This is a genomic window from Flavobacterium sp. BFFFF1 (genome assembly GCF_002256285.1).
In the GTDB taxonomy this organism is placed as follows: domain Bacteria; phylum Bacteroidota; class Bacteroidia; order Flavobacteriales; family Flavobacteriaceae; genus Flavobacterium.
Window position 1 is genome coordinate 13,693 of the sequence record NZ_NKJE01000007.1, and the last position, 23,908, is coordinate 37,600.

Sequence of the window (23,908 nt, forward strand, 5' to 3'; positions counted from 1 at the left end):
CAGCGGATAACCCGGCCCGCAGGGTGAGCCCGCTATCAATAGGCAGTCACAGCAAACAGCCGTCACTTTTGTAAAAATTAACTTTGCTTTAGAAAAAAAGGTGCAGATAAGGGTTAAATTTGCGCCTTGAAAAAAATGATTTTAACTATGACCCTTACTCCGGAATACATTACCAGTTACACCGATAAAATCGGCAGGGCACTCGCCGATTATACCCCCCGCCTGATTTCAGCATTTGCTGTGCTGATCATTGGAATATACGCCATCCGCATTGTCAAAAGGATTGTACAGAAGATTATGATAAAGCGTGAGTTTGAGCCCACGCTTTCGAAATTCCTGGCCGATATTTTAATATGGGCGCTGCGCATCCTTTTGTTTGTCGTTTTTATCACCAGGCTTGGCGTAGAAACCTCGGCATTTGTGGCGATTTTAGGTGCGGGTGGACTCGCCATCGGTTTGTCACTCCAGGGCTCGATGTCAAATTTCGCGGGTGGCATGCTGATTATCGTGTTCAAGCCTTTCCGCGTAGGCGATACGATTGAGGCACAGGGTGTGATTGGGACCGTTTCAGAAATACAGATTTTTGTGACGAAACTGTTGACGGGCAACAACCAGACGATTTTTATCCCGAACGGCGCTTTGTCAAACAATACGATCATCAATTATTCGATGGCGGGAACACGCAGGGCGGATTTAATTTTTTCGATTGCGTATGATGCCGACCTCAAGCGCACCAAAGAAATCATCCATTCGGTTTTGAAAGCCAACGAAAAAGTTCTAAAACAGCCCGAAGCGGCAGTCGTTGTGACGGACCTCACGGACAATTCGGTGCGGCTCGCCATCCGACCATGGGCCACCAATGCGGATTATGGTTTGATGGTTTCGGAAGTACTCGAAGAAGTGAAATTAGCTTTACAGCTTGCCGGTATTGAAACGCAGCCTTTTGTGAAAGAGTCGTCGAAGAAATAGACAGCATGCTGTCAACAATGGTAAAGCTTCCCCTTGCGGAAGCTTTTTTGTTTACCAGCCACACGTCAACCAACATCACCTGTAATCCTGCACATTCACTCCCCGGTCAGAAAAGCCCGAACCATCCTACACGGATGCAGCTCGCGGCTGTTCAACGGAATGTTACCCGCACTACGGTCCTCACGATAATACCGAAGTGCCATTGTTACAAACACCAGATGCCCTGCAGGTAAAATAGCAGTCGTCCATGCCTGTGCCGGTACGACGGTTGAGGACCCGGATATGGAGACGCTAAATCTTTCGTCGTTTACAAACATACCACTGTGCGGATCTACCACTGTAACCATTACCCGGAGTTCAGTTCCCGATGCTTTAGGATGGGGGATCTTAAATGCCTCTGCAGAAGCGGTATCGGCCAGTGAAATGGCGAGTTTCCCATCGGGAAGGCAAGTGATTTGCGGCGAAAGGGAGCTGTATTTCGCAAACGGGCTGTTGTGGTTAAACTCGAAACCTTCCAAAAGCGACAGGTCGCCGTCTGCCAGCCTGCGGTTTCCTTTTGTTACGGTAGTATTTGCCCTGACGGCTGCATAAACTGCAGCGGTAAACCTTTGGAACATCGTAACATCGGCGAGGTCCTGGAGTATGGGAAACAGCGCGGCACGGATGCATTTTGCAGTTTTGCTCGCCGCCCCAAATTCGGACGCCCCTGCTTTTGTTGCCGCTGCCTGCTTTACGTTTCCTTTACCCGGCTTGCTTTGCACAATGGGCTTGCCATTTAATATCCTGAAATACACAGGCCCTACTGCACCGGACAAATGGCCTTTTGCGTTGATTCTTGCCATGGGTTGTTTTGTTTTAAAGAATAAAAATAATAAATATTTCTTTCATTTGTATTGGTGTTATTCATATTATATTGATATAGTGTAAGTATTTAAAATATATTTTTAATAGTTACACTATACTAATATTATCCTTATACTATAATTACAATAAGTACGCCTATAGTATGAATATTGGGCCACGTCATTAAAAGTCCCTCAATAATCAAATGCATTCGGGAGCGATGGTTTGGGTTGGGTTCCTTATAGCGAAGTCTTTAGGCCAAAATGCCTTCATTAGTTTTGTTCGCACGTTTTTGTACAAAACGGCAATGCGGCGCGCGCGGGGGTGAAACGCACGCAAGTATAACTTTTAGAAAAAGTATGGATTTTCCGTAAAATCAGGTCACCGAAAATTTGTATTTTACCTTCAGGGAAGGGGCGGTTGTTTTCCCTACGAAACAATAGCATGCTTTCCTTACGGCAAACCCGTATATTTTGTTAAAGTTTTAGTGTTGTATCGTGGCAAATAGTTTTACGTACTATTTATAGAACAGCATCAAAACAAAAAAGCTTCCCGTTTAGAGAAGCTTTTTCAGTGCGGATAACAGCCCCGAAGCGTCGGGGGAACCTATTTGCCTTGCGGATTGATTTCACATCTTTATAAAAACAAAAAAGCTTCCCGTTTAGAGAAGCTTTTTCAGTGCGGATAATAGCCCCGAAGCGTCGGGGGAACCTATTTGCCTCGCGGCTTGATTTCACATCTTTATAAAAACAAAAAAGCTTCCCGTATAGAGAAGCTTTTTCAGTGCGGATAATAGGACTCGAACCTACACGCCTTGCGGCACCAGATCCTAAGTCTGGCATGTCTACCAATTTCACCATATCCGCGCAATTGTGGGTGCAAATATAAGCATAACTTCTAATCTGCAAAGAAATTTTTGAAAAAAAACTTTATACAGATTTTTTGTATTTTGGCTGTTCAAAAACACAAACCATTATGGACAATATAAAATCATATGTACAGCAGCACAAAGACCGCTTTATCAGCGAGTTGATCGATCTGCTGAAAATTCCTTCCGTCAGCGCCGATACCGCGTATTCACAGGATGTAATCGATACTTCCGAAGCCGTAAAGGCCAGCCTTGAAAAAGCAGGCTGTGATTTTGTGGAGATTTGTGAGACACCAGGCTATCCCATCGTATACGGCGAAAAAACAATTGATAAAAATCTGCCTACGGTTCTGGTATACGGGCATTATGACGTGCAGCCACCAGACCCGATGGATTTGTGGACTTCTCCCCCGTTTGAACCCGTGATCAAAAAAACAGAACTGCATCCAGAAGGCGCCATTTTTGCCCGCGGGGCCTGCGATGATAAAGGACAGATGTACATGCACGTAAAGGCATTGGAGTATATGGTACAATCCAATACACTGCCCTGCAACGTCAAATTCATGATTGAGGGCGAAGAGGAAGTCGGATCAAAAAGCCTGGGCTGGTTTGTCGAAAAGAACCAGGAAAAACTAAAATGCGACGTGATCCTGATTTCTGATACCGGGATGATTTCGAACCAACAGCCTTCTATTACGACAGGTTTGCGCGGATTGAGCTATGTGGAAGTGGAAGTGACCGGACCGAATCGCGACCTGCACTCAGGCCTTTATGGCGGCGCGGTTGCGAACCCCATCAATGTACTGGCGAAAATGATTGCGTCGCTGCACGATGAAAACAACCACATCACCATCCCCGGCTTTTATGATAACGTAGAAGAACTCACCACCGAAGAGCGAGCCGAAATGGCAAAAGCGCCTTTTAATCTTGACAATTACAAGAAAGCTTTAGACCTGAACGATATTTATGGCGAGAAAGGCTATGTGACAAACGAACGCAACTCGATCCGCCCAACATTGGATGTCAACGGCATTTGGGGCGGTTACACTGGCGAAGGCGCCAAAACAGTTATTGCGAGTAAAGCTTACGCAAAAATATCAATGCGCCTTGTCCCGCACCAGGATTGGGAAGAAATTACGGAATTATTCACGAAGCATTTTGAGAGCATTGCGCCATCGGGTGTGACGGTTAAAGTAAAACCGCACCATGGCGGACAGGGTTACGTGACCCCGATTGACAGTATTGGATACCAGGCAGCGGCAAAGGCCTATGAAGAGAGTTTTGGGGTAAAACCCATTCCGGTGCGTTCCGGCGGAAGTATTCCTATTGTAGCACTATTTGAAAAAGAACTGAAAAGCAAGACCATCATGATGGGATTTGGCCTCGACAGCGATGCGATTCACTCGCCGAACGAGCATTTCGGGGTATTCAATTACCTGAAAGGCATTGAAACGATTCCGCTTTTTTATAAATACTTTGTCGCACTTTCCAAATAACGATGAAAAACCTATTGCTATCGTTATCGCTGTTGCTATCGTTGACGGCTTTATCACAGGAAAAAGGCATTGAAACCGAAATCGCTAATGCCAGCTTCCAGACAGTACCGGAAACGGACAATACCATTTACAATACGCCAGAATTACGCCCCGAATTTCCCGGTGGGATTACCGCGTTCTTACAGTTCGTCAGTACGAGATTCGTTACCCCCGCCACTACCGAAGCAATAAATGGAAATCTCCTGGTGACCTTCGTCATAGAAAAAGATGGCACGTTGACGGACATCAAAGTGCTCCGCGATTTGGGTTTTGGCACCGGACAGGAAGCTGTTCGTGTGTTACAACAAAGTCCAAAATGGAAGGCTGGGATACAAAACGGAAGGCCTGTTAGGACGAGATTTAGTTTGCCGATAAGAATTGTGACCACCCCAGACACGCCGGCAGAGACAGGAAAATAAGCTGTACAACTAAAAAATCCGTTCCTTCAACGGATTTTTTTTATTTTCATTCCAACCATTTGCTTCTTAGGCGGCATCTAACAAGAAAACCTAATTTTTATACCGATGAGAAAATTTCTTTTTTTATGTTTGATGGCAAGCGTACTGGTCCATGCACAGCACAAGAATGTATCTATTGACCGTTTTGAGGCGGTACTGAAAAACACATCGGGCTGGATCATGGTGTATTCTGACAGTGGCCTGGCAGGCTATCTCGATGCCAATGGGAATGAGATTGTACCACCGATTTACGCTTCGATTGGCGTTTTTGGGGAATACCAGGACAATTGGGCAAAAGTTCAATCGGAAGATGGTCATATCGGATTTATTGATGAAGAGGGAGACCTCATCGTGGAGGCGAAATATGACGAAATCGGAAAATTCGGCGATTACAAAGAAAATTGGGCACTGGTGAGCGTGGACAACAAGTACGGCTTTATTGATAATGAGGGCAACGAAATCGTAAAACCGGTCTATGCCGAAATCCCTTTAAAAAGACACAGCAATTAATGTCGGAAAGTGAACTAATCAAAGGGTGCGTTAAACAGGATCCTAAAATCCAGAACCTGGTATATAAACAATATGCTTCCAGGGTGTTCGGTACATGCAAACGGTACATGAGGGACCGGGAGCGCGCTGAAGAGATGGCAATGAATACATTCCTCACCCTCTTTAAAAAAATCGGGCAGTTCAAACAGGAAGGAAGCTTTGAAGGCTGGATCCTTCGCATCGCGGTAAATTGCTGCCTGATGGAACTGCGTAAGAAAACAAATTTTACCGACGAACTAAAACCCGACACTATTTTTCTCGCCGTCGACAATACCGTTACCAATGAGCTTGCCGCGAACGATATCGAAAAAATGTTGTCCATACTCCCGGAAGGCGCGCGCATCGTTTTCAATCTGTATGCAGTCGAAGGATACAAACACGCAGAGATTGCGGAACAGCTGGGCATCTCAGAGGGCACTTCAAAATCGCAGCTGAATTATGCTAAAGAAAAGCTCAAAAAAGCCTTTTTCAACAATGACCTTAAAAATAATACGTTATGAGCGACCAGGAACTATTTGACTTTTTCAAAAATGGCAGGGACGCTTTCGATGAAATGCCCTCTGACAACCTGTGGAATAAGATCGACACTGGCTTAAAAGCAGAAAAAGCGGTAAAAAAAGCAGCAGCCACCAAAACATTACTGATTTCGGTTATTGCTTTGTTAACTGTATTTATTGGTATCATTTTGTACATCGTTCTTACAGATAAGGAACAAAACCAACTGCCACGACTCCCTCAAAAGCAAGAGGTCATTGTACCCCAGATTTTAACGGACAGCGTCGTTACGATTGATACTATGAGACGGGAAATTCGGAAGGAAATCCGTGATAATGCTCCGGAAAAAAAGAGAAATGCCGCAGAAAAAGAAACAATTGACGAACTTTCAATTGACAAGAAAGAGGATCAGCGCACCATTGAACCAAAAACCGAACCCCAGGTATACCGCGTCACTTCAGCAACAAAAGAGCCGGAAGTTATCGCGAATACGGAAGTCTATAAGAATCGCATCGTCATCCGCGCAACAAATCCGCTGACCGATGCCGAATACGAATTGCTAAAAAAACGGGCCGTCGAAAAAAACCAGAGCGAAACCGGAAAATTGCTGATTATTTTTGCTCCCGGGAGGCCTGCGTATCGTGTCAAGCTCAAACCTGCTCCGAGACACCACGATTCGCTGACCCTGAAACCAACAACGGCCTCATTTGCACAAAAGGAGCAGTTGCTTGTAGGCAATGCCATCGTTTATGAGTCAAGAATAAGTAAGGATTCTGCAAGAGTAGACACTTTTCAGCCTACATTTAAAGGGGGAATTTCAGCTTTCAACAGTTTCATCCAAAAGAATTTCAGGATTCCGGAAGGCTCTTTTAATGGCAAAATCATGGTGTCCTTTGTGATTGAACCGGATGGCTCGATGACCGGGCTGGAAGTCCTGAAAGACCTGGGCCATGGCACCAAAGAGGAAGCGTTACGCGTGTTTAAAGCGCTGGAAGGACATTGGATACCCGCCTATCAGGATGGCAAACCCGTGCGCTCCAAATACAGCGTACCCCTGACAATCAATAGCAACTGATGCTCCATCCGGAATAAGACATAAAATTTTTTCAGAAAAATTTGCTCATGTAAAATTAATCTCTACATTTGTAGAGTTATTTCTATAAATATAGAGCATATGAGCCTTACCACCGCAGAAGAACAATTGATGGAACACATCTGGACGCTTGAGAAAGCGTTTATGAAAGACCTGCTGGACGCCTATCCAGCGCCTAAACCAGCTACGACCACCGTCGCAACCCTGTTGAAACGCATGGCTGATAAGCAGTTTATCAGCTATCGGGAATTTGGAAATTCCAGGGAGTACTTTCCCTTAGTCAGTAAATCCGATTATTTTGCCAAACATGTGAATGGGTTGATCCGAAACTTCTTTGGAAACTCGGCATCGCAATTTGCCTCATTCTTTACGACCGAAACGAACCTGAGCACGTCGGAGCTGGAATCCCTGAAAAAAATCATTGACGAAGAAATTCAAAAAAAGAAAAAATGATTGATTTCGTCGTACAATCCGGAATGAGTATGCTCGTCCTCCTGGCGGTATACTATGCCTTTTTCGAAAAAGAAAAGATGCATCATTTCAACAGGTTTTACCTGTTGGCTGCACTCGCGGTTTCCCTGGTGCTTCCGCTGATCACGATCGAAACGGTGCGTGAAATCAGCCTGCCGCTGAACCCGGCGCCTGCCACGATCTTACTCCAGGCACAACCTCAGCAGCAACCCACCACCGATTACCTGTCACTCGTTGGATACGCTTTGTATGGCCTGGTCACGTTTATCCTGACACTGCGTTTTATCCTGAACCTGAAAAAGTTCAAACGGCTGGCCATGAGCTCCCCTTCTATCAGGCATCCCGAAGCAACCATCGTTTTACTGAAGGAACAAGTGCCGCCCTACACCTTCCTAAACACCATTTTCGTAAATCAGCAAGACTATTACGACCCGGATAACGACGCCGTGTTGATGGCGCATGAGTTGACGCACGTTCGGCAGAAACACTCACTAGACATCCTGTTTATCGAAGCGCTCCGGACAATCCTTTGGTTTAATCCAATGCTGCTGCTGTACAAAAAAGCGATACAGCTCAACCATGAATTTCTGGCAGATCAGCGCGTGTTGTCTTCCTATAAGGACATTCCGTCCTACCAATCGCTACTGCTGTCAAAAGCACAAGGCCTCGCGGCGCATCCACTTGCAAGTACACTTAATTTTTCTATAACTAAAAAAAGATTTCTTATGATGACAAAAACCACTTCAAAGGCTAGAGGATTGGCCAAACAAATGTGCGTACTGCCCGTCTTATTTGGGCTGGTGTTCTTTATCTGTGTTGACAATCAAGCACAGGCAAAACCCTTAACCGCTTCAACCCGCGGGACTAGTGACGATCAGGCAAGAAACCGCTATTATGCCGGCGTGCAGGTCAAGATTCACGATTACATTGACAACGTTACAATTGATCAGCCTTACGAAAGTATGACGCTGGAGCAGCAACGCAAATATTTGTGGTATGTCCCGGCACCATTGGTAGAAAAATCGCCAACGACAGCGGAGTATCAGGATTTCCGCAATCCGAAAAAATACGCCATCTGGATTGACGGTGTTGCTGTTAAGAATAGTGCGCTGGATCAATACGCAGCAAATTCCTTTGTTTTTTTTAGTGGCAGTTCAGTCATGAAAAATGCCCGCAGCGCCAAATTTCCGCAGCCTTTCCAATATTCTTTTTATACACGGGACTATTTTGACAAAACCTTAAAATTCAGCCACCTCAAATACGGCTCTTCCGTCTATACGGCAACCATTTACAATCAAAATACTTCCAAAACAACGAAAGCGAAAGCCACCGCAATAGCTTTACAGGAAGGTGATCGGTACGCTGACGATACCCAGGCAGAATTTCCTGGTGGTATGGTTGAATTTATTAAATTCTTCAGCAGCAATTACAAAATCCCTGCCGGCTATAAGGGTAACGGCAAGATTGTGGCCTCTTTTGTAATTACAGAAGACGGCAGCCTCAAAGACATCAAAATCCTCCGGGAAACAGATGAAAAAACAAGCGCAGAAGCCATTCGGGTATTGGAAATGTCTCCAAAATGGAAACCGGGAACCCGTGGCGGCAAACCCATTGCACTGCCCTACACCATTCCTATCGTCCTTGCCTTAGATAAGTAATACAAGAGTCCATCCCCAAAGGGATGGATTTTTTTTAGTCTTGTTTTTAGCGCTCACAGGCAACAACTTACTGTTTTTACCGTTACTTTTGCAGACATCATCATCAATCAAAATTATTATGCTGCAACAATTCTTCCTACTCTGTTCCGGAGCAGATAAAAACCTGATTTCAGGCTGTTCCGAAGGCGAAAAAACCAAATTCGCAGGCATCGGCGCCACCGTTTTTTTTACTGCCGTCATGGCCTTTATCGCAGGCGCATATGCCCTTTACACCGTTTTTGATAATATTTATCCTGCGATTGCCTTCGGACTTGTGTGGGGATTACTAATTTTCAATCTGGACCGTTTTATTGTTTCCACCATTCGCAAACGGGAGCGCTTCGGCAGTGAATTCCTACAGGCCTTACCCAGGATTGTTCTGGCCATCATTATCGCTATTGTCATTTCCAAGCCTTTGGAGATCAAAATTTTTGAAAAGGAAATCAACACCGTGCTGCTGAAAGAAAAAAATGCCATGGAACTGAATAATAAAAAGGAAATTGCCAATTATTTCAAGTCGGACCTCGATAAGAATAAGGCCGATATCAATTCACTAAAAACCGAAATTGTTGCCAAAGAAAAAGAAGTCAACACCTTATACGACACTTATATCACCGAAGCAGAAGGCACTAAAGGCACACTGAAAATTGGCAAAGGCCCCGTATTCAAAGAAAAAATTGCCAAGCACGACCTGGCGAGAAAAGAACTGGACACTTTACGGAAGAAAAACCTGGCGGTAATTGCGGAAAAGGAAGCCAAAACGAAAACCCTTCAATCGGACCTTGACAAGAAAGTCTCGCTGACAAAGCCTATCATTGAAGGATTCGACGGACTGATGGCGCGCATCAACGCGCTCGATAAATTGCCCTGGCTGCCGTCGTTTTTCATTATGCTGCTGTTTCTCGCTATCGAAACGGCGCCCATTATCGCAAAGTTGTTGTCGCCGAAAGGAGAATACGACTACAAGCTCGAAGACCTGGAAACTGCGCTGAAAGCCACATTATCACAGGATAAGTACCAACGTGAACTGCTGGTTAAAACAAGCGCTTCGATGCATGACAAAGTATATGCTGATATCGCTGAAGACAAATCGCTGTACAACCTACAGCGAAAAAAGGCTACGGAATTGCTCGAATTGCAGGCAAACAATTTTGTTGAAAAACAAAGAAAAACTTTATAAAATAAAAAGTTCGGAATGGCGAAAAAAAAAGTCCGGAGACATCATCGTTCCGGACTTTTCTATGGTATACTTACGCTCTTTGAATTCTTAACTTCCATTTACATATATCCGAGAATCTCCTTTTTCAGGTTGTCGTATTCACCCTGCATGATCAGGCCGTTATCCAGTAACTTTTTGTAATTCTGAAGCTTGACAAACAACTCTTCGCTAGACATTTCATTCAAAGGCCTGTCTTTATTGGTTTCTGCCTGAATGTTTGCCGCCAAGCTTGTCGCCGCAAATTCGGGCTGGGCAATCGGCATGATTTCTGCGAAATCGGTAACTTCTTCTGTAGCCACTTCTTCGATTTGCTCTGGTTCGACTGCCGGAATTTCTGCCACCTTGATTTCGTCTTCCACTTTGGGTTCATCAAAAGGCGCAGCCAATGGCACAGGCGCTCCGTTTTTCAAGATGTCAAGCTGTTCCTTTGAATACGTATATAATTTCCTGGCCTGCGTTTTCGGGATATAATCAATAGAAATAGCCAGGTCCGTTTTGGTGGTAAAAGAAAACTCGGAACCCAGGATATTTTCCTTTACAAAAACACTTTCGATATCGTCCCAGGTATAATCGGTAAAATCCATCGACAACCCTAAATTCTTAGGACGGCAAAGAATTAATCTTTTATTGGAGGCTACAATACTGTCCGGAAACACATTGATTGCCGGTTTCTTTTGAACGCCAATGTAACCCACTTCCTCGCCTTTCATCAGCAGGTCATTGAGCTTGCTTGTGATTTTTTCGATTGCTTTTGGATCCTGTTCCTCGTTCAGGAATTTCTTGATGCTGTCTTTCATTGTTTATTGAGTTGCAAAGTCACAAAGTAACTGGGTTTTGTCACGCAAAAGTAATATGTAATTTCCAGATTATCTAATTATCCCATTTCCAAATCATTAATTTCAGCCTGTAATTTCCTGGTCAGGCTTTTGAAAACCAGCTCATAAGAATCGTTGATGAGTTCTTTCAATATTTTATCAGGAACATCCGCATTAATTTTCACCGTGTTCCAATGCACTTTACTCATGTGCCAGCCTGGAGTGATGCCGTTATATTCGGCGCGAAGTTCTTCCGCTCTCCCTGGATCACATTTGAGATTTGCCGAAGGATTCCCTTTTTCCCATTCGGACAAAGAAGAAAGTGCAAACATCTTCCCTCCTACCTTAAACACGAGTGTATCTTCATCAAATGGGAAATGCTCCGTAACGCCTTTTTTGCTTAAGCAGAATTCAAAATATTGCTGAATGTCCAATTTATTTAGATTTTAAGATTTTTAAACCGATTTAACCGCGTACAATACCGGCTTTGACGGACTGGCATCGTTTTCAAATGACGCCATCTGGATGTTCAGTAAGTAGACGTCATCGGCAATGTCATCCGGCACGAAAATCAACTCTGTTATCGTACAGTCCAACCGGGCATCGGGATTCAGTACATTCACGTCTTTCACATTCCAGAAAGCTTTATGCGCCAACAGTTTGCCTTCATCATGCTCCCTATCCACGCTGGGCAAATCTATCAGCAAATGCCTGATGCCGCTTTCCCTTAGAAAAATAGCGGCTGCTTCCTGCAGGTATGCCGGATTGGTATTGGAATATTTTTTTGAAAGCTTTTCCTGCCGGTTCGGAAGTGTTCTGATAATGAGTGCTTCCGGCGCCTGTTCGGGGATTCTTTGCGCAATCATTTCTTTGGTGATCACCAGGTCATCGCCGAACACCTCGGGCTGTAAGGAAATGACTTCAGCCAAAAAGAAAAAAGTCTTCAGGCTTTCGTTGATGCTGTAAAAATCTTTGGTAATATGCCCAACACATTCCGTATGGGTACCATGCCCGTGCGGATTGAAAAATATATTGTTGAAATTCGTCGACGAATTCCCTGCTGATACCTTTCCAATCCAATCCCCGGAACGCACCGGCTCGATTACTGGCTTTTCGAGATACCATGCGATCGGATTGGCGTCTGTATTGGTCAATGGTATGGAGATGTCGAGCGGCTTGGACAAGTCGGCTGTGAACGTTTTATTGTTGTGTGTGATTGTTGCTTTCATCAATTCTTAACGCAAAGTTTTATAGGTTTCGCAAAGATCGCTAAAGATTGTTTGCGATACGGCGTATTCCATTTTTAATCAAAGAAACGTTGAAGTTAATCAGCATTCCTAATCTACATTCTGACAATTTCAAATACGTAAGCAACTGCGCAAAATGGACATCGCTTAAAGTTTCGACCGATTTCAGCTCCAAAATAAGCTTATTTTCAACCATCAAATCAAGACGATACCCTATGTCTAATTTTACGTCGTCATAAAATAAAGGCATTGGCTTTTGTCTTTCAATTAACAGTCCCGTTTTATTCAATTCGTAAAACAGACACGCTTCATATGTGCTTTCCAATAGGCCGGGACCTAATTTTCGATGCACTCTCAAAGCGCAATCAAATACAACTGCTGACAATTCGTTTTCAATCATAGTAATTAATTTCGTGGCGTATATTTATCTCTAATTCCGTGACTGGCATTGTGTCCATCGCGCAATCCTTTGCGCACTTTGCGGTGCGCTATCACAAATTTACCAAAAACAAATCACTCGCGATACCATCTGTCAGAAACTTGCCTTTATGAGTTATTTTGAGCGTATTGTGCTCTATTTTCAAAAAACCTTCTCGAATGTATTTAGCAGATTCCGCAGCTAAGTGATTTGAAAAAATGCCGCCAAAATCATCTTGCACTTTAGCCAAAGAAACGCCCCAAATCGTTCGAAGCCCGGTCATGACGTATTCATTATAACGGTCATTTACGGATAGCACTTCAGTTTCATTTGGTATTTTATCTTCCCCAATAGATTTCAGGTAAAGGGAATTATTGGCCACATTCCAGCTTCTGGAAACACCGTCATAACTGTGCGCCGACGGCCCAATCCCCAGGTATTTTTTGCCAAGCCAATAGGCGGTATTGTTCCGTGAGAAGTAATTTTGCTTCCCGAAATTGGAAAGCTCATAATGCACAAATCCATTTTTCGCAAGCATTTCGGTAAGTATTACAAAATGTTCCTGCGCTGTTTCGTCTTTTGGCGCGGCGATTTTCCCGGTTTCGATGAGTTTCTTTAAAGCTGTTTTTGGCTCAACGGTCAACGCATAACTCGAAATATGTGGCACGCCAAATGATAAAGCAGTTGCGATATTTTGCTTCCATTTCTCATTGCTCATGCCGGGAATGCCATAAATCAGGTCGATGGAAATGTTGTCAAAATACTTTCTCGCTTCCTCCAGGCAATGCTTTGCTTCCCTTGAATTGTGCGCGCGGTTCATCATCTTTAAGTCTTCCTCAAAGAAGGACTGTATGCCGATACTTAGGCGGTTAATGGGTGAATTTGCTAATTCACGGATTCGTTCATCGCTTAAATCATCAGGATTGGCTTCCAGTGTGATTTCAGGATTGTCCGCAACATCAAAATTTTCATAAACCATATCAATCAACAACTGAATATCGTCAATTGGCAATATTGAAGGAGTGCCTCCACCAAAATAAATGGTTTCAACAAACTCATTACCGAATTCATTTTTCCGCATCCCGATTTCTTTTGCTAAAGCCAGGACCATTGCTTCCTTGTTTTTCATCGAAGTCGAAAAATGGAAGTCACAATAATGGCAGGCCTGCTTGCAGAAAGGAATGTGAATGTATATTCCGGACATCTTCAGATTTGTATGGTTATAAAATTTACTGCTATCGGTTACTTTTGAACGCGCGCTTCATTCTGCTTCACAAAAGCATCCCAACCCGTATAACTCTTTCCGCCAACGACCTTACCCGAGTTAAAAAAGTGACAAACTGCGGCGGCTAAGCCATCGGTTGAATCAAGATTCTTAGGCAACTCCTTTAACCCTAAAAGCTGCTGCAGCATTTTGGCTACCTGTTCTTTCGTAGCGTTTCCATTGCCGGTAATGGCCATTTTTATCTTCTTCGGTTCGTATTCGGTAATCGGGATTTGTCGGGACAAGCCCGCCGCCATCGCTACCCCCTGTGCCCTGCCCAATTTCAGCATCGACTGTACGTTCTTCCCAAAGAAAGGTGCTTCGATCGCAATTTCATCAGGATGGTGTGTTTCAATGAGCTCGATGGTGCGTTCAAAAATAATTTTCAGCCGCTGGTAGTGGTCGTCGAGTTTGCTCAACTGCAATTCATTCAACTGCAGGAACTCCATTTTTTTTCCTGTGACTTTTATCAATCCAAAACCCATAATGGTGGTTCCGGGGTCGATTCCCAATATGATGCGTTCGTTTGCCAATTTTAATTTGTTATTTTGCGGTAATGGTTGCTATCCCAGACAAAGCTAAACAATTCCTGTTTGCAATGGTCAAAGTTTTGATCGTCGCTGCGGCTTTTTATTTTATCTATGACAGGCTAAGCCATACCAGGCTGGATTGGAAGCAAGTGCAGCATTTGCTGGAAAACCCCAAGGCAACCTATCTGCTTATTGGCGTCGTAATCCTTGCTGTTTTGAATCGGTTTTTCGAGATTCTGAAATGGCGGAATCTGGTTATGTCAATTCGTGACATTTCCCTCTTTGAGGCCACAAGACAAGTGATGGCTTCGCTGACGGCCGGAATTTTTACGCCAAATGGTGTAGGCGAATATGCAGGGAAAGCACTTTTTTATGAAAAATCTTTGGCGAAAAAAATTGTATTCCTGAATTTAATATGCAACGGCGCCCAAATGATGCACACCCTCATTTTTGGTGTTTTTGGTTTACTCTACTTTAATACGAAACATGCCATAATCGATTCCCAGGTTATTCTTTTCCTTTTTATAGGTTGCTGTGTGGGGTTTGTCGCCTTGCTGTTTATGAAACGGTTCTCGATAAAAGGATATTCAATTGAAAAACTGCTCCACAAAATCAATACGCTGCCCAGAAATATCCACCTAAAAAACATGGGGTTGGCATTTTTTCGCTATGTATTTTTCTCACACCAGCAGTATTTGCTTTTGGTCTGCTTCGGCGTAAAGCTACCCTATCTGATGGTTTTATCAACCATCGCCATCAGTTATCTTCTCGCATCTTCCCTTCCATCGTTCCAGTTCTTTGATTTTGCAGTGAAAGGAAGTGTTGCGGTGTTCTTCTTCGGGCAATTGGGCGTAAACGAGTGGATCGTCATCTTTGTGACCACCGCAATTTGGTTCTTAAATGTTGTGGTTCCAGTTGGCATTGGCAGCTATTTTGTCCTGCGGTTTAAACCTTTGCCATGATTGTCATTTATATCATTCTTATTGTATATGCGGTTGCGATTGCTTCGCTTGTTTATGGATTTGACAAAGCAACGGAGCCTGTAATGGAACATACCATTCCCATCACCCGTTTTTCCATCGTGGTCCCATTTCGGAATGAGGCCGAAAACCTTCCATTGCTGCTGGATAGTTTCTCAAAACTGAATTATCCCCGGGAATTGTTTGAAGTGATTCTGGTCGATGACGATTCTTCCGACGGATTTGTATTGGAAAGCACTGCCTATCGACTCCTAAAAAGCGTCAGAAGGTCTGCTTCTCCAAAAAAAGATGCCATCCTCACAGCCATAGACATTGCGCAATTCGAATGGATTATCACTACGGATGCCGACTGTGAAGTGCCCGAAACCTGGCTCGCGATGATGGATTCGTTCCTAAGGGGAAACGATGTTGAAATGATTTGCGGACCCGTTGCCTATCGCGCTACGGACTCTTTCTTAGCTAATTTCCAACACGCAGACCTCGCCTCGTTACAAGGCGCGACAATTGGGAGTTTTCATTTGGGTAAAGGCTTCATGTGCAATGGGGCGAATTTCGCCTACACGAAGACGCTGTTCAGTAAGCTCAATGGGTTCGGTGGTAATGAAGGCTATCCTGGCGGGGATGATGTCTTTCTCCTTCAAAAAGCGATGAGTAAATTTCCGAAGCTGGTGGGCTATTTAAAGTCGCCACACGGCATTGTCCACACCAACACATCCTCTACCTGGCATGAACTGTTTAACCAACGCGTACGCTGGGCATCGAAAGCTGCGGGATACCAGAGTAAGTTCGGGCAGTTTTTGGGAATGGTTGTGTTGTTAGGAAATCTGGGGTGGATTGCCGGATTGGTTTTATTTGCAATCAATCATACGCGATTGGCGCTACCAGGATTCCTTATCCTAAAAATAGCGATTGATTATTTGTTGATTCTGAAGGCGTCCCGATTTCTTAAGACTGAAGTTCGTTTTCATCCAATATCAGCGGCGGTGTATCCTTTCTTCAGTACAGCGGTGGCAGTGTACTCGGTCTTTGGAAAATTCGAGTGGAAAGGCCGTCGGTTTTAAGTTTCGAGGAGGGTACACAAAGAAAATCAGTGCATTACATTCAGGATGACGGGAAGTGTGAATTCGACATTGACCGGAATCCCACGTTTTAATGCGGGGCTGACTATCGGGAAGTCGGTGAGTTTCGACTGGATAATGCTGTCCATCATCGCTTTGTCATAAGCCGTATTTTCCGGAAACTGGGGTTCAAATTTCAGCCTGGCATCGCGGAAAACAGTTACTTTGACCGCAATAGTGTCCAATTGGGCATATTTCACGGTGAGCGTGTCCACACTAAGCCTCCGCTGAATCTCAGCAGTCATAAAATCCAGGAAACATTGGTTGTGGACCGATTTGTCTGTGAGGCTGTCGCAAGCCGATGTGGAGGGAAACTCGTCTACCTCCTTCCAATTGATGGCATCCAGTTGCTGTTTTACCAAGGCGTCTTTTGACGGTACTTCGCGCGAAAAATATTGGCACGAATACAGCAAAAGGCAACAGGTGAACAACACAAACTTTTTCAACTTGATTGATATTAGGGTTTTGCGGGGCGGCCTGCAAGATAGTCGCTATACTGCTTTGAAAGCCATTCGTCTTTCGTTTTTTGCGCCTGTGCTTTTTCCTTTTTATAAAGCAGCCCGTATTTCTCTGAATAGATGGCGATTTTGACGGTATAGGTATAATACTCTTCTTTTGTCAGTGTAGGGGACTCCTCTGCCTGCTTTTCAAAAAATTCCATGAACAGGTCGTCAAAATGTTTCCGGTCATAGGCGCGGACTTCGTTCTTGTATTTTTTAAAAAGCCGATCCTTCACCTCAAAATCGGGGTCTTTTGGATCCTGGGCATGCGTTGCCAAAGCGACAAATAAAAACAGCATTAATGCAAACAGCTTCTTCATAACAGTAACGTTTTGAATCCAAATGTAATAAAAAATATTTTGGAATTTTGAGCAGGATTGATGGTAGCTTAAATCAAAAAAGCCCTCCAAATAAATGGAAAGCTTTTCATTGGTCTAACTACTAAACCTTTGGCACTTTCGTGCCTAAACAACACAACTAATCTTAAATGCTTTTTGGGCAAAAAAGCCTTTCGTGATGAAAGGCTTTCCCCAATTTAGCGGTCTGGACGGGACTCGAACCCGCGACCCCATGCGTGACAGGCATGTATTCTAACCAACTGAACTACCAAACCTGCGCTTAATTGCGAGTGCAAATATACTATAGATTTTAATTCCTGCAAGTGTTTTTCTAAAAAAAATACAGGCTTTTTATTTCAAATTATCCAAAACTTTGTTTTTCAACCAAGTATGTGGTCAATATTTTTTCAAAACTATCGCCGACACTCACCGGAACATACTTAATCTTGTTCTGTATACAGGTGGCTGCTAATTTTGAAAAATAGCTTTCCACCTGCTTTTCATACTGCTCACGCACATTGTCCGCGAAGATATTGACATCTTCACCGGTTTCCAAATCAATGAATTTCCTGGGCGTGTTGTCGTAATTAAAACTCAGTTCCGTCTTATTATCCACCACATGAAAAAGCACCACTTTGTGCTTGTCGTGTTTCAGGTGCTGTAATGCGTTAAACATGGCTTCCTCGTTCCCGGATTGAAACATATCCGTAAATATAACGATCATTGACCTACGGTGCATTTTCTCAGCAATCTGGTGCAGGTACGTGGTAATATCGGTATTCCGGGGTTCCTTTGCGGCCTGCAGCAGTCCTTCCAGTTTGTCGAGTAACATCCTGTGGTGGCGTTCGCTGCCCTTTTCGGGCGCATAGTATTCGTAGTTGTCAGAATAAACACTTAAGCCTACCGCATCACGTTGCTTTTTAAGCAGATTCATCAACACTGCGGACGCCAGGACCGCAAAACCAATTTTACTCTCATAGAAAGGCTGACCGTCATTCAGTTTCGGGTAATGCATCGAAGAAGAGTTGTCAACAATCAGGTGGCAGCGCAGGTTTGTCTCTTCCTCATAACGTTTCGTATACAGCCTGTCGGTCTTGGCAAAAAGCTTCCAGTCAATGTGCTTTGTACTTTCGCCGGAATTGTAGACTTTATGCTCTGCAAACTCGGCAGAAAATCCATGAAACGGACTTTTGTGCATCCCGGAAATAAATCCTTCTACGACTTGGTTTGCCAGCAGTTCCAAATGTTGGAAACTCGATATTTTTTCTAATTGCGATTCAATCTTCATCTTTACTTCTTGAGTCCGTCTTTTTCGACGGCTTGTGTCAAATGTATTAAAAGATTGAAAGATTAAAAATTAAAATGTTGCCAAAAAATGAAAAGGCCCGGATTTCTCCAGGCCTTGATTTATGCGATACCGTTTTTATTACAACAATGCGTTCAAAGAATCTGCATAGGTCTGTTTTGGCGCAACACCTACCTGGCGTCCTACCACTTCCCCTTTATGAAAAACCAGGACCGTTGGTATATTTCTGACGCCGTACTTAGAAGCAAATTCCTGGTTGGCGTCTACGTCCACCTTTCCGACTACCGCTTTGCCATCATATTCTGTTGCGATTTCATCGATTACCGGCCCGACCATGCGACAAGGTCCACACCACTCAGCCCAAAAATCGACCATCACCGGTTTATCTGATTTTAACACTACCTCATCAAAAGTAGCATCTGTTATTGCTAATGCCATAATATTAATTTTTAAGGATATTTAATACGCCAAAAGTAATCAATTAAGATGGTACTTTTTTTATATGTAAATCAGTTTTGGTTATGAAATTATATTTGTAATTGATACGGAGAAGTTTTGCGCTAATTCAACTTAAAATTAAGCTGCATCTTTTCAAGCTCCCGAAGCAGTTCATTCGAGATCCTTACTTTGAGCTTGCGGCTCGGCATAGAAAGTTTCGTAATGATTTTCGTCTCCTCGATCTCCGTCGCTACACTGAGCTCCATAGCGTCCACTTCAGCACCGTCAGCATCATCCGCGATAACAGCATCCTCTAAATTCACTTCGGGAGCCGCGATGATTTTCTTGATCTGTTCGGTTTCCTCTACTTCAAAGGTAACCGAATTATCGCCTTTATTCTGTTGAAAAACATGGCTCAGGTGATGCACCACATCAGGCTGAAGTTCATTAATATTGAGATTGATGATTAGTTTCTTTGCAAAAGCGGCGAGTACATCCTGAAGGTACTGCACCAGCATAAACTGCAGTCTTGGCTCGCCTTTTTTACCAGTTTCCTTATCGGCCCAGCCTTCCCGGACCAAAACCTTAATAAAGGTGAAATTATTCTGAATCAGGAAATGGCGGAATTTCAGGTATTCTTCTCCAAATATCCTGAACTCGTAACTCTCATCATATCCTTCCAGCATAAATGAAGCCCAGCCCTTGCCATTTTTTGCGGTACGGTGTTGCACATTGGTAATGATACCCCCAAGGCTCAGCGTCTTGTTTACGTGCTGCTCCAGGTTCTTAAGCGACTCGAGTTTATTACTACAGAAATACTGCATTTCAAAACGATAATCATCTAATGGATGTCCTGAAATATAAATCCCGACAACCTCCTTCTCTTTTGCGAGTTTTTCCATCGTATTCCAGTCTTCGCAGGGCGGCACAACCGGTTCCGGAATCTGCACGTCACTGGCCTCTCCAAATAAACTCACCTGGGAGGAATTTTCATTTTCCTGAAATTTTGAACCATACCGGACTGCTTTTTCCAAAAAGGTAATTCCATCGCCTTCGTCATGAAAATACTGCGCGCGGTGCGTCCCTGTAAACGAATCGAAACCACCGGCAAGCGCCAGGTTTTCAAAGGCTTTCTTATTTGCCGCCCGCAGGTCAACCCGCTTTGCGAGATCAAAAATGGATTTATACCTGCCGTCTTTCCGGTTTTCCACAATCGTCTGAACTGCACCCATCCCAACGCCTTTTACCGCCCCAATACCAAAGCGGACCGCGTAATTTTCGTTTACGGTAAATTTATAAAATGACTCATTCACATCAGGGCCCAACACTTCGAGTCCCATCCTTTTACATTCTTCCATGAAAAATGATACCTGCTTAATATCGCTCATGTTATTGGAAAGTACCGCTGCCATGTATTCGGCCGGGTAATTGGCTTTAAGGTAAGCGGTCTGGTAAGCAATCCACGCGTAACAAGTGGAGTGCGATTTATTGAACGCATATTCTGCAAACGCTTCCCAATCCTTCCAGATTTTTTCGAGCTTGTCTTCCGCGTGTCCTTTTGCCATCGCCTGGTTGATAAACTTCGGCTTCATCTTATCGAGTACATCGCGCTGCTTTTTTCCCATTGCTTTACGCAGGACATCGGCATCGCCCTTCGAAAAGTCGGCCAACTTCTGTGACAAAAGCATTACCTGCTCCTGGTAAACGGTGATTCCGTACGTATCCTTAAGCAGTTCTTCACACGCATCAAGATCGTAGACAATCGGTTCCTCCCCATTTTTCCGTTTGATAAAACTTGGAATATAGGCAATTGGCCCAGGGCGATACAAGGCGTTCATCGCAATCAAATCGCCAAAAACCGTTGGTTTCAGTTCCTTCATGTACTTCTGCATTCCGGCACTTTCATATTGGAAGATCCCAACCGTTTCGCCCCGTTGGAACAGTTCATATGTTTTCACATCATCAATTGGAAACGCGTCGGGATCGATTGTTTTACCCGTACGGTATTTGACGAGTTTCACGGTATCTTTGATCAGCGTAAGTGTTTTAAGCCCAAGAAAATCCATCTTAAGCAGTCCTGCACTTTCTACAACGGAGTTGTCAAATTGCGTCACATACAACTCAGAATCCTTTGCGGTGGCCACGGGGACAAAGTTGGTAATATCGTCGGGGGTAATGATTACGCCACAGGCATGTATTCCGGTGTTCCGCAAATTCCCCTCCAGTATCTGCGCCTGTTGCAAGGTCTCTCCGCCGAGGTCATTTTCTTTGGCCAAACCAATCAGTTCCTGTACTTTTTCGAAATCCTCAGGACGCAAGGACGCCTTGAGTTTGGACTCCTCCATCGAGAAAATTTTCGCAAGGTTCAGATTGAAAGGAATCAGCTTCGCGATTTTGTCGGCTTCAAACAAAGGAAGGTCTAACACGCGGGCAGTATCCCGAATCGCTGATTTCGCTGCCATCGTACCATAGGTGATGATTTGCGCCACTTGTTTTGAGCCGTATTTCCGAATGACATAGTCCATTACTTTTCCGCGTCCTTCATCATCAAAGTCGATATCAATATCGGGAAGCGACACACGATCCGGATTCAGGAAACGCTCAAAAAGCAGGTTGTATTCCAATGGATCGATATTTGTAATCCCGAGGCAATATGCTACCACCGAGCCAGCGGCTGATCCCCTTCCGGGCCCTACTGACACATCCATTTTCCTGGCTTCGGCAATGAAATCCTGGACAATCAGGAAATAACCTGGATAGCCGGAGTTTTGGATCGTCAACAACTCGAAATCTATCCGCTCCTTAATCTCGGGTGTTATTTCGGCATAACGCCGCTTTGCACCTTCATAAGTGAGGTAATGCAGGTATTTGTTTTCCCCACGTTTACCGCCATCGGTGTGGTCCTCAGACACCAGAAATTCATCGGGAATGACAAATTTCGGCAGAAGCACTTCACGCGCCAGGCTGTATATTTCAATTTTATCGGTGATTTCAGCAACGGTGCGGATTGCTTCGGGATAGTCATGAAAAAGCGCTTTCATTTCGTCGCCGGATTTGAAATAATATTCCTGATTCGGCATACCATAACGGAAACCACGGCCTCGGCCTATTGGCGTTGCCTGTTTCTCGCCATCCCGTACACACAGCAAAATATCATGTGCATTCGCATCCTTTTTATCAATATAGAAAATATTATTCGTCGCGACGATTTTGACCTCGTGCTTCTGGGCTAACTCGACGAGGGTCTGGTTCACACGGTTTTCATCCTCCTGGTTGTGGCGCATGAGTTCGATATAGAAATCCGCGCCAAATTGTTGTTTCCACCATAAAAGCGCCTCTTCCGCCTGGTGTTCTCCCAAATTCAGGATTTTATTGGGGATTTCGCCATACAGGTTGCCCGAAAGCACGATCAGGTCTTCCTTGTACGCTTCGATGGCATTTTTATCGATACGCGGCACATAGTAAAATCCCTCAGTATACGCAATGGAGGACAATTTGGCCAGGTTGTGGTATCCTTTCTTGTTTTTAGCTAAAAATACCACCTGGTGCCCATTATCTTTTCGGGTTTTGTCTTTCCTGTCTTCACAAACAAAAAACTCACAACCTACGATGGGTTTCATCACAACTTCAGAAGGCTGCTCCCCGTTCTCCAAAGCAGCTGCATTCTTGGATTCAGCGGATTTGTTGTGGTTTAAGATATCCCGGACAAAGTGGAACGCACCCATCAGATTGGCATGATCTGTAATGGCTACCGCGGGCATTTTATGCTGGATTGCTGCTTTAACAAGCGATGCCACACTGATGGTAGACTGCAACACGGAAAACTGCGTATGGTTATGCAAATGCACGAAGTCGACATCAATCGCTGTATTTGCTCCCGTTGGCGTAACAGGAGCTTCCGATTGGTTTGCTTTTCTAAATTGCTCGCGGATTTCGTCAGAGGCGGCCTTAAGATTGATGTGCTTTAGACCGATAAGCTGTATCTCTGCTGTATTGATTTGCTGGTATTCGCGGAAATAATCCTGCTGCACATCGAGCTCCTCCTTCGTAAAAATTTCGCGCCGGATCAGCTCAAGGAAACAACGCGTTGTGGCTTCAACATCGGCGGTGGCGTTATGCGCTTCGGAAAAAGGCACGTTGAATAGGTATTCATGGAGCTCTGTTAGCGTAGGCAGTTTGAATTTTCCACCCCGACCTCCAGGAAGTTTTAAAAGAGAAGCGGTAACTTCGGTACAAGTATCGAGGACAGGCATGGCGGCCATTTTAGAGTCCAACCCGAAACGGTGAAACTCACAACCCATGATATTGACATCGAAGCCGATATTCTGGCCCACAATAAACTTAGCCTTTTCTAAAACCGCATTGAATTTTTGGAGCACCTCAAGCAGCGGCACACCTTGTGATTGCGCCAGTTCAGTCGAAATACCATGAATCCGTTCCGCATCATAGGGAATATTAAACCCTTCCGGGCTAATCAGGTAATCCTGGTGCTCGATGAGCCGGCCCATGTCGTCATGCAGCTGCCATGCAATCTGAACACACCTGGGCCAGTTGGATGTATCGGTTATGGGAGCATCCCAACGTTTTGGCAATCCGGTCGTTTCGGTATCGAAAATTAAGTACATAGCTGAATATGAATTCTTTGCAAATGAAGAAAATAGCAAAGCATGATTTTCAAAAATAGCGTATTTTAAGCAAACAGAAAATGGAAGTTTTCAACAAAAAAAAACCATCCGACAATGAAGCCGGATGGTTAA

At 44.2% G+C, this 23,908-nt stretch carries 23 protein-coding genes and 2 tRNA genes; 11 read left to right on the forward strand and 14 right to left on the reverse strand.

What is annotated here, in order from left to right:
• The first annotated feature begins 147 nt into the window (after window positions 1-147).
• On the forward strand, window positions 148-969 hold the full coding sequence (locus tag CFE23_RS05915; protein WP_291085476.1) for a mechanosensitive ion channel domain-containing protein: 822 nt from the start codon (window positions 148-150) through the stop codon (window positions 967-969).
• Between the two features lie 95 nt (window positions 970-1,064).
• Here the strand turns inward: CFE23_RS05915 and CFE23_RS05920 are convergent, their stop codons facing one another.
• Together CFE23_RS05920 and CFE23_RS05925 are read right to left on the reverse strand one after the other, a co-directional pair.
• Window positions 1,065-1,811 carry a hypothetical protein gene (locus CFE23_RS05920; RefSeq protein ID WP_291085479.1) on the reverse strand — a complete coding sequence of 249 codons (747 nt, stop codon included), beginning with the start codon at window positions 1,809-1,811 and terminating at the stop codon, window positions 1,065-1,067.
• Between the two features lie 785 nt (window positions 1,812-2,596).
• A tRNA-Leu gene (locus tag CFE23_RS05925) sits at window positions 2,597-2,678 on the reverse strand.
• Window positions 2,679-2,787: 109 nt separating this feature from the next.
• Between CFE23_RS05925 and CFE23_RS05930 the strand changes: the two genes are divergently transcribed.
• The 8 genes from CFE23_RS05930 (at window position 2,788) to CFE23_RS05965 (ending at window position 10,158) form a co-directional block, all read left to right on the forward strand.
• Window positions 2,788-4,176, forward strand: a complete 1,389-nt coding sequence (locus tag CFE23_RS05930; RefSeq protein ID WP_291085482.1) for a dipeptidase — start codon at window positions 2,788-2,790, stop codon at window positions 4,174-4,176.
• A gap of 2 nt (window positions 4,177-4,178) precedes the next feature.
• On the forward strand, window positions 4,179-4,634 hold the full coding sequence (locus CFE23_RS05935; protein WP_291085485.1) for an energy transducer TonB: 456 nt from the start codon (window positions 4,179-4,181) through the stop codon (window positions 4,632-4,634).
• 105 nt (window positions 4,635-4,739) lie between these two features.
• Window positions 4,740-5,183 (forward strand): WG repeat-containing protein, encoded by a 444-nt coding sequence (locus tag CFE23_RS05940; RefSeq protein ID WP_291085488.1) that lies wholly within the window; start codon window positions 4,740-4,742, stop codon window positions 5,181-5,183.
• Entirely contained in the window at window positions 5,183-5,722 is a 540-nt protein-coding gene (locus CFE23_RS05945; protein WP_291085490.1) for a sigma-70 family RNA polymerase sigma factor, read from the forward strand. The genes CFE23_RS05940 and CFE23_RS05945 overlap by 1 nt, the downstream gene beginning before the upstream one ends.
• Window positions 5,719-6,792: an energy transducer TonB gene (locus CFE23_RS05950; protein WP_291085493.1), complete on the forward strand. Its 1,074-nt coding sequence runs from the start codon at window positions 5,719-5,721 to the stop codon at window positions 6,790-6,792. Before CFE23_RS05945 ends, CFE23_RS05950 begins: the two co-directional genes overlap by 4 nt.
• 99 nt (window positions 6,793-6,891) lie before the next feature.
• A complete protein-coding gene (locus CFE23_RS05955) occupies window positions 6,892-7,263 on the forward strand; it encodes a BlaI/MecI/CopY family transcriptional regulator (RefSeq protein WP_291085496.1) in 372 nt (123 codons plus the stop codon).
• The gene (locus CFE23_RS05960) at window positions 7,260-8,939 is read left to right on the forward strand and encodes a M56 family metallopeptidase (RefSeq protein ID WP_291085499.1); all 1,680 of its coding nucleotides are present in this window, start codon (window positions 7,260-7,262) and stop codon (window positions 8,937-8,939) included. Before CFE23_RS05955 ends, CFE23_RS05960 begins: the two co-directional genes overlap by 4 nt.
• A 118-nt stretch (window positions 8,940-9,057) precedes the next feature.
• Window positions 9,058-10,158 (forward strand): DUF4407 domain-containing protein, encoded by a 1,101-nt coding sequence (locus tag CFE23_RS05965; RefSeq protein ID WP_291085502.1) that lies wholly within the window; start codon window positions 9,058-9,060, stop codon window positions 10,156-10,158.
• A 98-nt stretch (window positions 10,159-10,256) separates the two neighbouring features.
• On the opposite strand, the gene CFE23_RS05970 is transcribed toward CFE23_RS05965, so the two are convergent.
• The 6 genes from CFE23_RS05970 to ruvC form a co-directional block, all read right to left on the reverse strand.
• Window positions 10,257-10,994: a PH domain-containing protein gene (locus CFE23_RS05970; protein WP_291085507.1), complete on the reverse strand. Its 738-nt coding sequence runs from the start codon at window positions 10,992-10,994 to the stop codon at window positions 10,257-10,259.
• 77 nt (window positions 10,995-11,071) lie between these two features.
• On the reverse strand, window positions 11,072-11,446 hold the full coding sequence (locus tag CFE23_RS05975; protein WP_291085514.1) for an MmcQ/YjbR family DNA-binding protein: 375 nt from the start codon (window positions 11,444-11,446) through the stop codon (window positions 11,072-11,074).
• A gap of 21 nt (window positions 11,447-11,467) precedes the next feature.
• Window positions 11,468-12,241 carry a cyclase family protein gene (locus tag CFE23_RS05980; protein WP_291085517.1) on the reverse strand — a complete coding sequence of 258 codons (774 nt, stop codon included), beginning with the start codon at window positions 12,239-12,241 and terminating at the stop codon, window positions 11,468-11,470.
• 40 nt (window positions 12,242-12,281) lie between these two features.
• Window positions 12,282-12,659, reverse strand: a complete 378-nt coding sequence (locus CFE23_RS05985; protein ID WP_291085520.1) for a GxxExxY protein — start codon at window positions 12,657-12,659, stop codon at window positions 12,282-12,284.
• Between the two features lie 91 nt (window positions 12,660-12,750).
• On the reverse strand, window positions 12,751-13,881 hold the full coding sequence (gene hemW / locus CFE23_RS05990) for a radical SAM family heme chaperone HemW (protein ID WP_291085522.1): 1,131 nt from the start codon (window positions 13,879-13,881) through the stop codon (window positions 12,751-12,753).
• Between the two features lie 38 nt (window positions 13,882-13,919).
• Window positions 13,920-14,474 (reverse strand): crossover junction endodeoxyribonuclease RuvC, encoded by a 555-nt coding sequence (gene ruvC, locus CFE23_RS05995; protein WP_291085525.1) that lies wholly within the window; start codon window positions 14,472-14,474, stop codon window positions 13,920-13,922.
• A 65-nt stretch (window positions 14,475-14,539) separates the two neighbouring features.
• Here ruvC and CFE23_RS06000 point away from each other — a divergent pair, with 65 nt between their 5' ends.
• Complete coding sequence (locus CFE23_RS06000; protein WP_363331563.1) at window positions 14,540-15,433, forward strand: lysylphosphatidylglycerol synthase domain-containing protein; 894 nt, start codon at window positions 14,540-14,542, stop codon at window positions 15,431-15,433.
• A complete protein-coding gene (locus CFE23_RS06005) occupies window positions 15,430-16,512 on the forward strand; it encodes a glycosyltransferase (RefSeq protein WP_291085531.1) in 1,083 nt (360 codons plus the stop codon). Before CFE23_RS06000 ends, CFE23_RS06005 begins: the two co-directional genes overlap by 4 nt.
• 26 nt (window positions 16,513-16,538) lie before the next feature.
• On the opposite strand, the gene CFE23_RS06010 is transcribed toward CFE23_RS06005, so the two are convergent.
• From CFE23_RS06010 to dnaE, 6 genes are all read right to left on the reverse strand, one after another.
• Window positions 16,539-17,015, reverse strand: coding sequence for a hypothetical protein (locus CFE23_RS06010; protein ID WP_291085534.1), 477 nt, complete (start codon window positions 17,013-17,015; stop codon window positions 16,539-16,541).
• 11 nt (window positions 17,016-17,026) lie between these two features.
• Entirely contained in the window at window positions 17,027-17,389 is a 363-nt protein-coding gene (locus tag CFE23_RS06015; protein WP_291085537.1) for a hypothetical protein, read from the reverse strand.
• A 219-nt stretch (window positions 17,390-17,608) separates the two neighbouring features.
• A tRNA-Asp gene (locus CFE23_RS06020) sits at window positions 17,609-17,682 on the reverse strand.
• Window positions 17,683-17,768: 86 nt separating this feature from the next.
• Window positions 17,769-18,695: a DUF58 domain-containing protein gene (locus tag CFE23_RS06025; protein WP_291085540.1), complete on the reverse strand. Its 927-nt coding sequence runs from the start codon at window positions 18,693-18,695 to the stop codon at window positions 17,769-17,771.
• 138 nt (window positions 18,696-18,833) lie between these two features.
• Entirely contained in the window at window positions 18,834-19,151 is a 318-nt protein-coding gene (trxA, locus tag CFE23_RS06030; protein WP_291085543.1) for a thioredoxin, read from the reverse strand.
• A 122-nt stretch (window positions 19,152-19,273) separates the two neighbouring features.
• Window positions 19,274-23,776, reverse strand: coding sequence for a DNA polymerase III subunit alpha (gene dnaE / locus CFE23_RS06035; protein ID WP_291085546.1), 4,503 nt, complete (start codon window positions 23,774-23,776; stop codon window positions 19,274-19,276).
• Window positions 23,777-23,908 lie beyond the last annotated feature (132 nt).